The sequence below is a fragment of the Rhizobium sp. CF122 genome (assembly GCF_000282035.1).
Classification (GTDB): domain Bacteria; phylum Pseudomonadota; class Alphaproteobacteria; order Rhizobiales; family Rhizobiaceae; genus Rhizobium.
This window is the reverse complement of sequence record NZ_AKKA01000090.1, coordinates 1-15,897: the sequence shown is the minus strand read 5'-3', so window position 1 is coordinate 15,897 and position 15,897 is coordinate 1. Positions and strand designations below refer to the sequence as shown.

The following is a 15,897-nucleotide window of genomic DNA, read 5'->3' as shown; positions in this document are numbered from 1 at the left end:
TCATTCGCATCTGCCCACAGCCGGCCCCCATGTGCATCGACAATCGACCGGCAGATCGACAGCCCCATCCCCAATCCGCTGGACTTAGTGGTGTAGAAAGCCTCGAAGACGCGATCGACATGGTCCGGATCAATACCCGGCCCCGAATCGCGCACGGACACGTGAACGCCACCACTCAGGGTTTGCTCGGTGCTGATCAACAACTCTCGTGGCCCGGCCCCGACCGTGCTCATGGCTTCCACCGCGTTCAGGATCAGGTTCAGCACGACTTGTTGCAATTGAACACGATCCCCCTCGACCGGAAACAGACCCTCCCCAAGGCGAGTCTGGACCGAGACTCCATGCTGGGTGACCGCGCTTCGCGCCAATTGAATCACCTCGTTGATCGCCTCGTTAAGATCAAAACCGAACTTTCGCGGCGGCGCTTTCTTGACCTGGTCACGGATGCGGTGGACGATGTCCCCGGCTCGATCGGCATCGCCCACGATAGAGTGAAGTGCTTCCCTGACTTCATCCAGGTCTGGAGGCTGCTTGTCCAGGAAATTCAGTGCCGCACGGGCGTTATTGCGCGCCGTCGCAATCGGTTGCGTGATCTCGTGAGACAGCGAGGCAACCAATTCTCCCATCATGCTCACGCGGTTCATGTGGGCGAAATCGGATTGCATCTGTTCCAATCGCGCCAACGCTCGTACGCGATCCTCAATGTCGGTCAGTAGAATGTACCAGCGCGCGATGCGCCCGGAGTCATCGCGAATTGGGACACCCCGGTTGTCGAACCACCGATATTCTCCGTCGAAGCGACGCAGACGTAGTTCGTGGTTGAAGGGAATCCCGGAGGCTATCGCTCTCTTAAAAAATTCAACAACATGGGGAAGGTCTTCAGGATGCACTGCATCGTATGTTCCCCAGTTCTTTACCCATTCCAGCGATCGGCCAAAATACTCGAAGACTTGGCGATTGGCTGTTTCGAGTTCACCGTTCGGGGCCAAGACCGAAACGAGACCGGCTATTCCGTCAATTGCTGCACGTGAACTCCGTTCGCTTTCACGCAGTTCCTCCTGCGCGCGCATGAGTGCTGTCACGTCGGTGCCGGTGCCGCGATAGCCACAGAATTCTCCGGCGGCGTCAAATACTGGCTTGCCGCTTGCCTTTACGGCCCGGGGGGCATTGTCTCGGCGACCCGAGCGGTAAACAAAGTCGCGGAAAGGCCTACGGGCGTCGAGAGTTGCCTTAAACGCCCGCCACTTCTCAGGCTCCGTTTCAAGGTCCAACGCATGATCCCAGACGGACGTGCCGATTCGGCCCGCCGTGTTCGAGTCAAACGCATTCTCGGTCAGCGACGTCAATTTGTAGTCCGCATCGATCTCCCAAAACCAATCGGAAGTGGTTTCGGCGTAGTCGCGGAATTTGCCTTCGCTCTCCCGCAATGCTTGTTCGGCACTCTTGCGTTCCGTCACGTCGATCTGTGTACCAACAGCTTCGACAAACTCCCCGCTTGGCGAGAACACCGGTTGGCCGATTGATTCGAGGTGTTTGGCCGTTCCATCCGGCAGTACGATTCTGAACTCGCTCGAGGAGCCTCTTTTCTCGGCGTATGCGCGCTCAACCTCTGCGCGCACCCGGTTCCGGTCGTCGGGGTGAATCCGTTGCCACACGGCTTCACGGCTCGGAATGCCTTGTGCCGGATCAAACCCCCAGATGCGGTAAGCCTCCTCCGAAAAATAGAGAATTGTCGAGCCGTTGGCGGCCACCGCACCGCTGTGGCTCAGCCTCTCCGCTTCGGCCAGGAGGGCTTCGCTACGGCGCAGCCGGTCTTCGGCCCTCTTCGCTTCATCGATGTCGATCAGGACGCCGTACCAGCGGAGCACGGTGCCATCACTGGCTCGCAGTGGTTCTCCGCGTACATTGAACCAGCGATATCGGCCGTCCGCTCCGCGAAATCTGCAGACGACATCGTGAGGATTTGCAGTGTCGAGTTTTTCGGGCCAGTTCCTCACCTCGAATGCGACGTCCTCCGGGTGGACTCTTTCCACCCATCCCCAACCAACGATTTCGCCAAGCGGTGCGCCAAAATATTCGAGCACCCGCTTGTTTACGTATTCGACATTGCCCTCGGGCCCCGCTCGCCACACCAGCGCCGGAATCGTCTCCACCAACAGGCGAAGCTCTTGCTCGCCACTGAAAAGTGCCTCTTCGGCTCCGTCACCATCCTTTGACATGGTTCGCTCCATGGACGCCTACAGATTTGGGCGATCATCTTAGCCCCTGCGCCGGAGACGGACTATGTCCTTTCGGGCTTTCCACGAGGCCGGCGCAACCTTTGAACATCTCTTCGAGATCGCGATAGCTGAGCGGATAGCGCAGATACCAGGCAACCGCTTGCCTGATCAGCCATGCCTCGAACTGCCTTCCTTCGAAATCATCCTTCGATTGGTGCTTCGGCTTTTCGGCAATGGCATTGAGAACCATAAACACGGCGCACCAACAAATCGGAGCGCCTTCTCACCGGCCAATCCTCAAAACAGGGTCAACGAAAAAACTCTGCGACACGTCCTTCGCAAGAGCTTCCGCCGCGCGAACGATCCTTGCGGCAGTACTCTTTTCGGCTTTCTCAACGCTGGTGATCCATCTTCAGGGCGCCGGGCTTTCAACGACCAGCGTCTTCAAGTGCTGCCCTTTGTATTGACCATCGCCGTTCTAGCGGTTGAGGGCTTCCGACGGTGGAGAGTGTTTCGAGACGAGGGAGACCACTTTCACGCCCCTGATGCTTTCGCGGGGGTAATCCGATCTCGTTTCCCAATGACCGGTGAGGTATCCAAAACGGAAAGCGCGGAGGCTGATCTAACGTGATCCTCCTGATCTTGAGGGAGCCGAAGGCACTGTGGCAGCAAAAGATCGCTTATGGAACTTAGTCCGCGTCCGATCACGGATTTTGCTGAACCCATCATGGTAGGTCGTCACAATATTACGCGCGTCATGGTCTCGCGCAAGCCTAGCAGCCGGCCGAAAGGGCGCCATGACCACATCGGACGCTGCCTTCACAACAGCAGAGAGCGTTGGAGGATGCGCTGCAGTGTCCTTCGATGCATGGACAATTGGCGAGCCGTACGCGCCACGTTGGCACCGCACGACATATAGACGTCCCGAATGTGCTCTTGGCGGATGCTGTCGGGAGCCGGGAAAGACGACAGGAACGTCGGCTGTCGCAGATCCTTGTTCAAGAGAACGCCGATCAGAAAGTCGACCTCGGTGGGTTTTGGAAGAACATCGCTAGCACCGGACTTGATCGCCTGAACAGCGTTGGCCAAGTTGCAGAAGCGGCTATGGACCAAGGTGCGGCAACGCGGATAGCTGTTCGCGATATCCTGTACGAGATCGATGCCGTCTCCGTCATAAAAGACGAGTTCGACAATGGCGAAGGAAGTGGTCCTTTCACGCAGGTGCCGTCTTGCCGCATCGGCGTTATCGGCAAGGCACACGTCGAGGCCGTTCTCGATCAGGCGTTCAACCAGCGGCGAGGCGGGGCTCACTTCGGGGTCGGCGATCAGCACGGCGGTCCGTCTGGTGGTGGCCGGGTATTTGCTCGAATGGATCAGATCAGCGGAAGTCATCAGCATTGTCCTTGGTTCGAGTTAGTTGAAGTCTAGGAGGATCGGATGATGTGTCAGACATCCAGACATGACATCACCGTTCTTCCGACTATTTCCCCGGCGATCGCCTCGATGCATCGATCTGCATGGTGGCGGTCATGCCGGCCGCCAGGACAACGCCTGGCGGTACCTCATCAATGTGCACCGCTACCGGGATGCGCTGGGCCAGGCGCACCCAGGTGAAGATGGGATTGACGGTCGCAACGCCTTGATTGTCGGGTTGTGCGTTCGCAACGTCGATTGCTCGGGCGATGCTGTCGACATGGCCGTGCATAATCTGACTGTAGCCCATCAGCTTGATTTCGGCGGGATCACCCACGCGGATCGGAGCGAGGGTGGTTTCCTCGAAATATCCGTCGACCCAAAAGGAACTGGCGTCGACAACCGAGATGCTGTTCACGCCGGCATTGGCATAGTCACCGAGATGCGCCAGCAGATTTGTCACGTAGCCGTCGGTTGGGGAGAAAATGCGTGTGCGCTCCAGATTCACCTGCGCTTGTTGGAGCTGCGCCTTGGCTTGAGCAACAGTCGCCTCGGCGCTCATGCGTTGCGCCTTCAGCGACTCGACTTGCCGCTGCGCCAGGTTGAGATCTGCCGATGCAGTCTTTACCGCATCCTGCTGCTGATGCAACTGGGACGTGAACTGCTGGGCATTCTGAAGGCTGCTCGAACCCTCCTGCGCCAACGCCTTGTAGCGTCCGGACTGCTCTTGCGCAAACACGAGGGCTGCCTGCGCCTCATCGAACTGTGCCTGGCTAGCGCGGATCTGTGCCTGCTGGACGTCCATCTGCGCGTCGATGTTCTGCACGTTGGCCCGCGCGGCCTGCACCGATGCCTCGGCTTGGCTGACGGCGATCCTATAGTTGGTCGGATCGATCTCCATCAGCAGGTCGTCCTTGTGCACGAACTGGTTATCGCGGACCGTTAACTCGACGATGCGTCCCGCGACCTCCGGAGCCATCGTTGCGACATAGGCGCGGACAGTGGCGTCGCGTGTCCACGGCGCGCCCATATACGAATTCCACATCGCCCGCCCGAGAATAACCGCGACCGCGACAACAAGGACAGTGAGCAACACCGGCAGGACGCGCGCGCGTCGCTTTGGCGTCGTGCGGGCAAGCATGTAGGGGGACCACGTTGCTTCGCCATCGGCTTTCGCCGTTTCGGGCTTCAATTCGGCTTTGGTTTCAGACATCGCGGTCACCACGCTACAGTTAAGACGATCAATGACAGAACGATCACGTAGACCGCGAAGACGAATAGCGCCGGGTGCCAGACATGCTGCAGCAGTCCGAACCGGGCCACGATCCGTCGCAGTGCGACCGTCACTACCCACGCGCCGATCAGCATCAAAGACATCGGCGCGACATACACTCCGAACAGGTCGATCTCGACGAACCTCATCGCGGCGCTCCGGCATCGAAAAAAGCGGCGTGTGTTGCTAGCGCCTGCGATACGCCAAGAATGGCGGCGCGCGCGCGAAGGACATCCCGTGTTCCCGGCCCTTCCGCGCGCTCGGTGGCGAGTACCTCATCTAACCGAGACAGGTGGACAGTCGCGCTTGCGCTGCGGCCCTTGGCAAGCGCCTCAAGCGCCGCGCCGAGGTTTGCGCCTAGGTCGAACTGGTGTGCGGAATGCAGCAGGTAAACAATCTCGCTGCCGACCGAGAGCGTCGCCAATAGCTGCGCACGCAATAGTGGTGCCACCTCGTTCGGCATCGCCGCAAGGCGTCCGATGACACAGCGTTCCCAATCGCTTTGCGTGGGCCGCTTTGCCAGCCGCCGCAGATCGCGCAAGGTCAGCGTCAACAGCCGGCGCGCGCGGAATGCCGGCGACAACGGCGGCAGGAGACGAAACGACAGCGCTGCGGCACCCAAACCAGCAACGATTGCCAAGGCGATGTTATAGAACTGCAGGGTATCGTAGGTTTCCGGGTTGGTCGGTTGGAGGATTGGTACGAAAACCATCGTCATCGGGGTGAGCAGGCCCACCTGCCAGGGTTGCCGGGCTGCTCTTAACAGAGTGCCCATAGGCACCAGACAAACGCCCATGACGAGGCAGAAGGCCACAAAGGCGTGTGTGGGTAGCCCCGGCAGCACTGCGAAGGCGACGATCGCGCTCAGGATCAGGTCGAGAATGGCGGCGATGACGAAAAGCACGGCGACGCCGTAGGTCTCCTCGAATCGCGGTGCGAGCAGGAGGGTGGCGATCGCGGCGAAAGTTATGGCCAGACCACCGCCCGGCCAACCGGTGACGATCCAGAACAGTGAAACAGTAACGATCGTCACGAAAGTGCGTCCAGCACTAACCAGAGCGGGCAACCAATCGGGCACGTGAAGTCGGTCCCGGCCTGGACGGAAAGCAGGTCTTGCTGGATCGGCAACGAGTAAGGCAAGCCCGTCGAGCGCATGAGCAATGCCGGCGAATGCCTCCGCCGTTTTGTCGGCGAGCAATCTCAGCGAAGGAGTTTCGGCCGGCAAAGCGGTCAATGGTGGTACTGCGGTCTGATAGATCCGATGCACAGCTGCAGGGCCGGCCAGCCAACGCGCCGCCGCGCCAGGTTCTGGCGCAGATCGCAGCTCCTGTGGAAGATTTTTGAGGACGGCGGCCGCTTCTTGATGCGGCTCATTCCGGGGTAGCTTCGCCAAGTGGCTGGCGACCGCGTGCCAGCCGACCAGGGCAGAAAACAAACCTTCCACTGCTCGCTGCAACACCGGCGCGTAATACCGGATCTCAGAAGACTCCCCCAGCGCCTGATCGACGATCGGGTCGAGCGCGATGACACGGCGGTCGAGTTCGCGCTGAACCGTTTGCATGTCACGAAACTCCGTCCCCGTCGTCCCTGTCGCCAAAGTCCCGGTAAGACCGGCCGTGACGTCGCCTGCCAACTCTGCAAACAGTGTCGCCAGCCGGCGGCGAGCGCCGCCGAAGTCGGTTCCGGCGAGAACGATGCCAGCGCAGCCAATGCCAAGGCAGATCTCCGTGGCGCGGGTGACGGCAAGCATGAAGGCCGCGTTTGCATCAACACCACCAACAGTGCCGAGCAAGTCGCCGGCGATAATCGCCGCCGTATAGCCGGCCAATGATGCGGCATAGGACGCGAAGTTGCGCAAGAGCGTGGCGACGAAGGCGCAAGCCGCTGCCCACAACGCCAAAGCGACGAGAAACAGCACGCGATCCTGCGGAAAGCAGGCAATCAGAACCACGCTCACGACAGCACCGACGAGAGTACCGAGCATTCGGAACCAGCCCTTGCGCAAAGAGGCGCCGAGTTGGGGCTGACACACGATCGCCGCCGAGGCGCCGGCCCAAAATGGGTTATCGAGCTGGAGCCAGAACGCGGCGTAGAATGCAAGAGACACCGAAGCCCACAGCCGGAATCCAAACAGCAGCGACGGACCCGCGGCCCGTAGAGCCCCCTCGAGCGGCCGCAACATTGCGGCCGTGCTTAACCGCAGGAGACGAAAACCACTGAGCACAGAGCCAGTCATCGCCGTATCCGCCTGTGTTCGGAAGCGAGCATCGGGAACGTGTCTCCAGCTCGGCTGATCACGGGATGTTCTCCACGATCATTTCCCAAACATCGTGCCCCTTGCCGTGCAGCATTGCTCTGGCGGAGTAGACTGCCATCCCGACGACCGCCTCCGGCGAAATGACCGGCGAAGGTGGCGTCACCAACTCCATCGGTTTCACTTTCACATGCAGGAGCGCAGGGCCTGGCTGGGAAAGCCAGGTTCGGACGGCGTCCTCCACTTCACCGGCCTTCGAGACCATGTGCCCCCAAAGGCCGACCGCCTTCGCAACCTCTGCTGCGCCGGCGATGTCGCGATTGCCCGGCAGCTCCCGCACCGTTGAGCACACGATCTTGGCGTCCACGATCTTCGCCCGAACCGGCGCCAGGATGTCGCCGGAGGCCGGCGGATCCAGGAACAGGCCGCCCATACGGTGCAGATTGGCCTTGAAGGGATCGGGCAGTGACGCCGGCGGGGCATCGTCGAACAGCGGTACGCTTGGAAGCGGTCGGTCGACGCGGGGCAGGTTGGCCCGGATTGAAGCCAGGATATCATCGCGGCTGCTCATCACTTTGCTCCTCGGTTTGCGTGGTACCAGCTGTGAAAGGTTTGCTTGGTCGGGTGCGGCACCTCGCGATGTTTTCCCCAGGCATTGAGGCCGTTGTAGATGGCGAAGCGCGGCAGATGGGCGAGCGCGGTCTCGGCCGTGGCGACCGCGGCACGGTAGGCGGCTGGCTGCGACAGCAACGCGCCGGCAGCCTTCATCGCCGCCTTCTTCACGAACGGGACCTCATGCTCCCTTACCAGCACTTGTCGCCAGGCGTAGATCTGCTCGTGGATGTTGATCTTCACCGGGCAAACATTGGTGCAGCTGCCGTTGAGCGACGAGGCGAACGGCAGGTTGCTGTATTTTCGCGCATTGAAGGTCGGATCGATAATGAGGCCGATCGGGCCGGAATAAGTGGCGCCGTAGCTGAGGCTGCCGCTGCGCCGGTAGACCGGACAGGTGTTCATGCAGGCACCACAGCGGATGCATTTGAGCGAGGTCCAGAACTTCTCGAGGCCGAGCCGCTCGGACCGGCCATTGTCGACGAGCACGACATGCATCTCGCCGCCGGCGCGCGGTCCGCGGAAATGCGATGTATACTGCGTCATCGGCGAGCCAAGCGCGCTGCGCGACAGCATGCGCACGAGCACCGCCAAATGCTCCAGCCGGGGAATAATCTTTTCGATGCCGATCGAGGCTATATGCAGTTTCGGGACATTGGACGACAAATCGGCATTGCCCTCATTGGTGCAGACGACGAAGGTCCCGGTCTCGGCGACCACGAAGTTGGCGCCGGTCATGCCGGCGTCAGCATTCAGGATCAGGGGCCGGGTTGCTTCCCGCTGCGCTTCGGCCAGGTAATGAACATCGCTGTTTTCGGGGTCGGTGCCGATTGTGCGTGAAAATACGTCGGCCACATCCGTGCGCAGCTTGTGTACCGCCGGCACTACGACATGGCTCGGATCCTCGTTGCCGAGCTGCTGGATGCGCTCACCCAGATCCGTCTCGATCACCTCGATCCCGACTGAGGCCAAATAGGGCCGCAAGCCGCATTCCTCGGTCAGCATCGACTTGCTCTTGATCAGCGACTTGGCACCGTGGTCGCTTAGGATGCCGTGCACGATCTGATTGTGCTCGACAGCATCACGGGCCCAATGGACATGAATTCCATTTGCTCGGGCATTCGTCTCGAACTGGTCGAGATATTCGTCCAGATGGGTGAGCGTGTGCTCCTTGATCGCCGAGGCGAGCGATCGGAGCTCCTCCCATTCGCTTACGGCGTGCATCTCGCCGCCGCGCTTCTGGCGAAGGTCCCAGAGCCGCTCGTCATGCATCTTCTGGTGCTCGGTGGCGGCGATGAAGCGCCCGGCAGCCTCTGCTTGGTCGACCGACCGGTTGCCGCGGATATTTGCGCCGCGCGGCTGTGGCTCGGATCGTGACCGCTGCGGCTTCGACGTGCCTTCGGCGTGATCGAGGCGTCGGCCGTCGCGGATGATGGCATCGGGATCGTCATGAGCCAGCAGCTCCGGGTGCAGCATCGCATCCTTGTCCGGCGTTGGAGAATGACTGTTCACGCGAAGGCTCCATTCAAAATCTGAGCAATGTGGATGAACTTCATCTGGACGCCGATGCGTTCGGCGCAGCCTTTCTGGTGCATCAGGCAAGATGAATCGGCGGAGACGATGTATTCGGCGCCGGCCCGGGCGTGGTCGCTGACCTTGTCGTAACCCATCTTGGTGGAAACGACTTCCTCGAAGACCGAGAACGTACCGCCGAAACCGCAACACTCGTCCGGCCGTGCCGGCGAGGCGAACTCGATCCCATCGACTTTCGAGAGGAGATCCATCGGCTTGGAGAAGAACGGTTCGTGCAGTTCCGAAGGTTTCGCATCTCCGAGTCCACGGAGCGTCCCGCAACTGTTGTGCAGACCGACGCGATGCGGGAAGCGAGCCCAGGCAAATGCCTCGACCTTCTGGATGTCGTGCAGGAATTCGACCAGCTCGAAGGTCCTGGCGCTGACCTCCTTCACTTCGTCGGTCTGCTCTATGGCGTCGAGATTCTCGCGGATGTGGTGGACGCAGCTGCCGGAGGGGCCGACGATGCAGTCGAAGCCCGAGAAGTTGCGCACGAACAGCGCCTCGGTATCGATGCATTCGGCGTTGAAACCGCTGTTGGCCATCGGCTGACCGCAGCAGGTCTGGTCGCGCGGGTACTCGACTTCATGGCCGAACCGGTCAAGGAGCTCGAGTGTCGCGATGCCAACCTCCGGGAAGAAGGCGTCGATGTAACAGGGGATGAAAAGCCCGATCCGCATGTGTAGCTCCTTTGCTTTCCTTTAACGATCAGTATTGCCCGGTCCTTGTCGGACCTTGCCGGACCTTGCCTCTGAAGACCCTGTAATTAACGGCCGTGTAGAGCAGCATGAGCGGGAAGACGAATAGACCCGCACCCCAGAACATGAAGGCGAGGCTCGCATGTGGTGCAGCAGCCGCTTCGATGGTGATCGCGAACGGGATCATGTAGGGCCAGAACGAGATCGCCAGCGTGCCGAATGCGGCCGCGAAGATAAGGACGACCATGAAGAACGGTAGCCCGTCCTGCCGCTCGCGGACGCTCATGGCGAGAGTGACGGCGGCGGCGGCACCGACTGCCGGAAAGAAAAGGAGATAGGGGCGCTCCAGCCAGCGGTCCATGACCGGCAGATGTTCAACAAGGGCATAGGCGAACACTACGACCAAGAAAACGAGTAGTGCGATGGAGAGAACTGGGATCTGGCGATAGGCAATCTCCCTCACATCCGTTTCGCACTTGCGGACGAGCCAGGCCGCGCCGAGGAGCATGTAGCCAACGCAGAGGCCGATCCCGCAGAGCACCGCGAAGGGACTGAGCCAGCCGAACTCGCCGCCGACATAGTGACCATTGGCGAACCGCAAGCCTTCCACCAGAGCGCCGACGGTGACGCCTTGCGCGAACGCGGCGACGAACGAACCGCCGGCGAAACTCCAATCCCAGAGCCAGCGCATCCGCTTCGCCTTATGCCGAAATTCGAAGGCGACGCCGCGCAGGATCAGTCCCGCGAGCATGACGAGAAGTGGCAGATAGAAGGCCGACAGGAGAGTCGCATAGACGAGCGGAAAGGCGCCCCAGAGGACGACGCCGGTGACGATCAGCCAGGTCTCGTTGCCATCCCAAATCGGCGTAACTGCGGTCATCATGACATCCCGCTTCGCCTCATCGCGGGTAACGCCGAAGATGATGCCGACGCCAAGATCAAGGCCGTCGAGAAGCACGTAGAGCAATGTGCTGATCGCAAGGACGGCTACCCAGAAAATCATCATCTCTATTCTCCGGCTGTGGGGTGATGGGGCACCGCTGGATGCTTGACGACGGACATCGGGCGGTCGGGGGTGGCATCAGTGGCCGGCAGAACGAGGTGCCCTGCGGGGCCGGCACGTAGAAGCGAGTAGATGTAAAAGATGCCGAACAAGAAGATGAGAGTGTAAACGGCGCAGAAAACGATGAGCGATAGAGTGGCTGCGCGCGTCGTGAGGAACGGTGTCATTGCATCGGCGGTTCGCAGAAGGCCATATACAGTCCAAGGCTGCCGCCCGACCTCAGCGGTGAACCAGCCTGTCAATATCGCGACGTACGGCAAGGGAAAGCTGAGGAACGTGCTCCACAGAAAAATGCGGTTCTGCTCGATGCGACCCTTCAGGGACAGAAAGGTGCCGAGCCAGGCAAGCCCCAGCATGATAATTCCGCAGCCGACCATGATACGAAACGCGAAGAAGGGAATGAGCACCGGCGGCCGATCCTGTGGCGGGAAACTGGTCAAGCCGAGTTCCTTCGACGTGAAGCTCATGCTACCGATGAGACTGCCGAGGACAGGAACGCTGATCGCGTAATGATTGGTTTCGGTGCTTTCGTCCGGAATCGCGATCAGCACTTCGCTGGCTGGCTGCTCGTCGTGCCAACGACCCTCGATCGCTGCGAATTTCGCCGGCTGATCGTCATGGACGTAGTCGCCGGTCAGATGGCCGAAGAACAGCTGAACCGGGATGAGGACAGCGGCGAGATAAAGTCCCATTCGCAACATGATGCGGGCCTCGGCCTCGAATACCCGACGCAGCAGGTACCATGCCCCGGTCGCGGCGACGCAGAAGGCGCCGGTGAGGTAGGAAGCAAGAAGCATGTGTGGAAAGCGCACCCAAACAACGGGGCTGAAGATGATCTTGGCCCAATCGCTCGGAACAAAAGTGCCGTTCTCGATGACATAGCCGACCGGCACCTGCATCCAGCTGTTGTTGACCATGATCCAGAATGCGGAGAGCGTCGTACCGAGCGCGACCATTGCTGTCGAAAGAAGATAGAACCACGGCGCGACTCTTTTCCGCCCGAACAGAAGGACACCGAAGAAGCTCGCCTCGAGCGCAAAAGCGGTGAAGGTCTCATAGGTGAGCAGCGGCCCCTGGATCGGCCCCGACATGCGCGAGAGCTCGCTCCAGTTGGTACCGAACTCGAAGGCCATCACGATGCCGGAAACGACCCCGAGCCCGAAGGCGATGCCAAATATTTTCAGCCAGAATTCAAAGACAACACGATAGGCGGGACGTCCGGTCGCGAGGTGAAGGGCTTCGAGCACGGTAAGCCAGGCCGCAAGGCCGATCGTGAAGGACGGAAAGATGATGTGAAACGACACGGTGAACGCGAACTGGAGCCGTGACAGGAGTAGCGCGGTAACGTCCATGGCGAGCCCCCTAACGCCAGAGATTGGATTTCGCGAGATCGACGAGCTCATCGGCCTTCCCGCTCATGACCGCTTGCAGCATGTAGAGCGTGAAGCCTTTCGCCATTTCGACGGTCACCGACGGTGGCATTGCGAGCTCGGTTCGGCTTACAACCGCGTCTATCAACACTGGTCCCGGATGCGCCAGCGCCGCGGCGACGCCTTCTTCCACGTCGTCTGGGCTTTGGATCCGGATTCCGCGGATGCCGACGGCTTCCGCCATCGCGGCGAAATTCGGGTTCTTGAAGTCGGTCCCGAAGCTAAGGAATCCGGTCGATTTCTGCTCGAGCTCAATGAAACCGAGCGCACCATTGTTGAAGACGACGACCTTCACCGGCAGCTCGAGCTGCGCAAGGCTGAGGAGATCGCCCATCAACATGGTGAAGCCGCCGTCGCCCGACAGTGAGACAACCTGTCGCTTGGGAAAGGCCGATTGCGCGCCAATGGCCTGAGCCATGGCGTTGGCCATGGACCCGTGCCAAAAGGACCCGACAAGCCGCCGCTTGCCGTTCATCGCAAGATGGCGTGCCGCCCATACGGTCGGGAGGCCGACGTCGCAGGTAAAGACCGTGTCGGCCGCAGCCTGGTCGCTCAGCGCCTTGACAATTTGTTGCGGGTGCAGCACTCGTCCGCCGGGCTTGCCGATTGCTAGATCGTCGAGCTGTTTGCGCGCTTTGGTGTAGTGCTGGCGGGCTTGGGCCAGATGAGAGCCATCGCGCTTCTCGTCGAGAAGGGGCAACAAGGCCGTAAGGGTCGCCTTGACATCGCCAACGACACCGAGATCGACCGCAGCGCGACGGCCCAAATTCTCCGGCCGGATATCGACTTGCGCTATGCGCACGCCGCTTCCCCGCGGATAGAATTGCCGATAGGGGAAATCTGTCCCGAGCATCAGAAGGATGTCGCAGTCGAGCATGGCGTAATAGCCCGATGAGAAGCCGATGAGGCCGGTCATGCCGACATCGTAGGGATTATCCCACTCGACATGCTCTTTGCCGCGCAGCGCGTGGACCATCGGTGCTTTGAGGCGCGCACCTAGCGCCAGCAATTCGTCGTGGGCACCCTGGCAACCCGAGCCGCACAGGATCGTCACACGGCCGTCGCCGTTCAGCAGGGCGGCAAGCCGGTCGAGCTCCGGATTTGCTGGCGTAACGACGGGCGGCCGAGGCAACAGAGCGTCGATCTTTGGCGCCGGCGCATCGGACGCCGCTTGCAGCGATACGTCGCCGGGCATGACGATCACTGATACGCCGCGATTGCCGACCGCTTGCCGGATGGCGGTCTCGAGTGAGCGCGGCATCTGGTTTGCCGTGGAGACGAGTTCGCAGTAATGGCTGCACTCCTTGAACAGCGTCTCCGGATGCGTTTCCTGGAAAAAGCCCGAGCCGATTTCCGCTGAAGGAATATGCGCCGCGATCGCAAGCACCGGTACCCGCGAGCGATGGCAATCGAAGAGCCCGTTGATGAGGTGCAGGTTTCCTGGTCCGCAGCTTCCAGCGCAGACAGCGAGTTCACCGGTCAGATGCGCCTCGGCACCAGCGGCGAAGGCAGCAACTTCTTCGTGCCGGACGTGCACCCATTCGATTTTGCCCTGACGCCGGATGGCGTCTGTCAGGCCGTTGAGGCTGTCGCCGACAATGCCGTATACGCGTTTGACCCCCGCCGCAACGAGGTACTCGACAAATTGATCTGCGACTGTTCTTGGCATCGATGCTCTCCAGCGTTGTGTCTACGGCCGATGGCAGCTTTGCGCTGCCTGGCACCCCGACTGGCAGCAGAAGAGGCTGGTCGACGGGGTAACGTGGAGTTTGATGATTTGAGATGCCGCGAGCTATTGTGCGCAGGTGGCGCGGAATAGCACGATGGTTCTATTGCCCTGAACTTTGGATTACACGCGAAGAACGGCAGATCGAATCCCAAAAGAACACACCACTGCCGTTTAGTGCGGCTTCGGCTCAGCAGTGTTGCGGCAACGCGGGCACCAGTTGCAGCTTTTCCGCCATTCGGCCGAGTGCAAGAAGGGAATGGGCGTTCATCTTTTGCATCAGACGGCTGCGGTGTACCTTCACCGTCGCTTCGGCGATGCCGATATCCCCCGCAATCTGCTTGTTGAGGCGGCCCTGCACGACTTGAATCATGATCTCGCGCTCCCTGGGGCTCAGCAACGCGAAGCGCTCCCTGAGAGCGACCAGAGCCTCTTCATCCTTCCGCCGGGCACGATCGCGAGAGAGGCCGAGCTGAATGGCGTCGAGGAGTTCCTGATCGCGGAACGGCTTGGTCAGGAACTCAATGGCGCCGCCCTTCATCGCCTGCACCGACATGGAAATATCGCCGTGGCCTGTGATGAAGATGATTGGGATCTCGTGGTTCGCCATGGCGAGCTGACGTTGAAGATCGAGACCGCTTCGTCCCGGCATTCTGACGTCGAGTACCAGGCAGGTGGGACAGTTCGGCAGGTCCATCTCGAGAAACTCTGGAACGGACGCAAAGAGCCGAGCATCCAGGTCGAGCGATCGCAACAGACGCCCGATCGAGGCTCGCAGAGCGGGATCATCGTCGATGACCAAGACGGTAGCGTTTGCGTCCGACATTGCTGCTGCTCACGATCAAAGGGCAGGCAAATGAGCCTGTCTCGGTTTGCAAGATTCGCGTGGCTCCTCGGCTGCAAGTTTAGTCCCAACCGATGGGCGTGAACAGTCTCATTCCCCATCGGGGATGCGCGAGGGTGTAAACGACAGTTTATGCCCTCCACCCCTCCGCTTGTTGGCATCCTGCCCCTCAGCTGCAGAATTCGTATTCGGGCATAAACCAAAGTTTACAGACACTGGTATTGCTCCAGCACTACTTTTGGGCGCAGGCTGACCCCATTCGCATCTGAGCGCGCGTATCATCGGCGCGCTCGTGGCACAGTTTGTGCGCACTTCCGGAGCACATATGCCGAAGGCGTCGTTGGTCTCAGTCGTCGAGGACGATCAGTTCTTTCGCGAATCCATGAAAAGGCTCATGAGATCGCTTGGCTACGACGTCGCGGCCTTCCCGTCGGCAGCCGATTTCCTTGCATCGCCCCGTCTCGCCGAAACCGCTTGCCTGATCGCTGACGTCCGTATGCCAGAGATGACCGGGCTCGAGCTTTATGAACACCTCATCGAGGCGGGTCACGCGATTCCGACGATCCTCGTTACTGGCTACCCCGACGACGTTGACCACACCCGCGCCTTGAACGGTGGGGTCATTTGTTACCTTCCCAAGCCGTTTGATGAGCTGCATCTGATACGGTGTCTTCGTGTGGCGGCCCTCAAGTCTACTGAGGTGCCGGAAGAGGATTCTTGAGTTCCTTTTCCGCGCCAGGCAACGTGAATTGGAAAGCGGCGCCACGCGGCTCATTCGCATCTGCCCACAGCC

13 protein-coding genes and 1 pseudogene are annotated in these 15,897 nt (G+C 60.4%); 1 reads left to right on the top strand and 13 read right to left on the bottom strand.

Features of this window, described 5'->3' with window-relative positions; genetic code table 11:
- The 13 genes and pseudogenes from PMI09_RS23695 to PMI09_RS23635 all read right to left on the bottom strand — a co-directional run.
- Positions 1-2,219: PAS domain-containing sensor histidine kinase (locus PMI09_RS23695; protein WP_007800407.1), on the bottom strand; the 2,219-nt coding region annotated here is incomplete at its 3' end.
- Positions 2,220-2,319: 100 nt separating this feature from the next.
- Positions 2,320-2,469: pseudogene (locus PMI09_RS23690) on the bottom strand (IS6 family transposase); the annotation flags it as partial.
- Positions 2,470-3,038: 569 nt separating this feature from the next.
- Positions 3,039-3,611 carry a response regulator transcription factor gene (locus tag PMI09_RS23685; RefSeq protein WP_007800403.1) on the bottom strand — a complete coding sequence of 191 codons (573 nt, stop codon included), beginning with the start codon at positions 3,609-3,611 and terminating at the stop codon, positions 3,039-3,041.
- 88 nt (positions 3,612-3,699) lie between these two features.
- Positions 3,700-4,845, bottom strand: a complete 1,146-nt coding sequence (locus tag PMI09_RS23680; RefSeq protein WP_007800401.1) for an HlyD family secretion protein — start codon at positions 4,843-4,845, stop codon at positions 3,700-3,702.
- Between the two features lie 5 nt (positions 4,846-4,850).
- Positions 4,851-5,054 carry a DUF1656 domain-containing protein gene (locus PMI09_RS23675; RefSeq protein WP_007800399.1) on the bottom strand — a complete coding sequence of 68 codons (204 nt, stop codon included), beginning with the start codon at positions 5,052-5,054 and terminating at the stop codon, positions 4,851-4,853.
- A complete protein-coding gene (locus PMI09_RS23670; RefSeq protein ID WP_007800397.1) occupies positions 5,051-7,141 on the bottom strand; it encodes an FUSC family protein in 2,091 nt (696 codons plus the stop codon). Before PMI09_RS23670 ends, PMI09_RS23675 begins: the two co-directional genes overlap by 4 nt.
- A gap of 58 nt (positions 7,142-7,199) precedes the next feature.
- Positions 7,200-7,730, bottom strand: a complete 531-nt coding sequence (locus PMI09_RS29795; RefSeq protein WP_007800394.1) for a hypothetical protein — start codon at positions 7,728-7,730, stop codon at positions 7,200-7,202.
- Positions 7,730-9,247, bottom strand: coding sequence for a lactate utilization protein B (locus PMI09_RS23660; RefSeq protein WP_052026580.1), 1,518 nt, complete (start codon positions 9,245-9,247; stop codon positions 7,730-7,732). The genes PMI09_RS29795 and PMI09_RS23660 overlap by 1 nt, the downstream gene beginning before the upstream one ends.
- 32 nt (positions 9,248-9,279) lie before the next feature.
- The gene (locus PMI09_RS23655) at positions 9,280-10,023 is read right to left on the bottom strand and encodes a (Fe-S)-binding protein (RefSeq protein ID WP_007800390.1); all 744 of its coding nucleotides are present in this window, start codon (positions 10,021-10,023) and stop codon (positions 9,280-9,282) included.
- 28 nt (positions 10,024-10,051) lie between these two features.
- Positions 10,052-11,047 carry a cytochrome d ubiquinol oxidase subunit II gene (cydB, locus tag PMI09_RS23650; RefSeq protein WP_007800388.1) on the bottom strand — a complete coding sequence of 332 codons (996 nt, stop codon included), beginning with the start codon at positions 11,045-11,047 and terminating at the stop codon, positions 10,052-10,054.
- Between the two features lie 2 nt (positions 11,048-11,049).
- Positions 11,050-12,456 (bottom strand): cytochrome ubiquinol oxidase subunit I, encoded by a 1,407-nt coding sequence (locus PMI09_RS23645; protein WP_007800385.1) that lies wholly within the window; start codon positions 12,454-12,456, stop codon positions 11,050-11,052.
- Between the two features lie 10 nt (positions 12,457-12,466).
- On the bottom strand, positions 12,467-14,203 hold the full coding sequence (poxB, locus tag PMI09_RS23640) for a ubiquinone-dependent pyruvate dehydrogenase (protein WP_007800382.1): 1,737 nt from the start codon (positions 14,201-14,203) through the stop codon (positions 12,467-12,469).
- A gap of 247 nt (positions 14,204-14,450) precedes the next feature.
- Positions 14,451-15,086 (bottom strand): response regulator transcription factor, encoded by a 636-nt coding sequence (locus tag PMI09_RS23635; protein WP_007800380.1) that lies wholly within the window; start codon positions 15,084-15,086, stop codon positions 14,451-14,453.
- 343 nt (positions 15,087-15,429) lie between these two features.
- On the opposite strand from PMI09_RS23635, the gene PMI09_RS23630 reads away from it, so the two are divergent.
- Positions 15,430-15,825: a response regulator transcription factor gene (locus PMI09_RS23630; protein WP_007800378.1), complete on the top strand. Its 396-nt coding sequence runs from the start codon at positions 15,430-15,432 to the stop codon at positions 15,823-15,825.
- Positions 15,826-15,897: the final 72 nt, after the last annotated feature.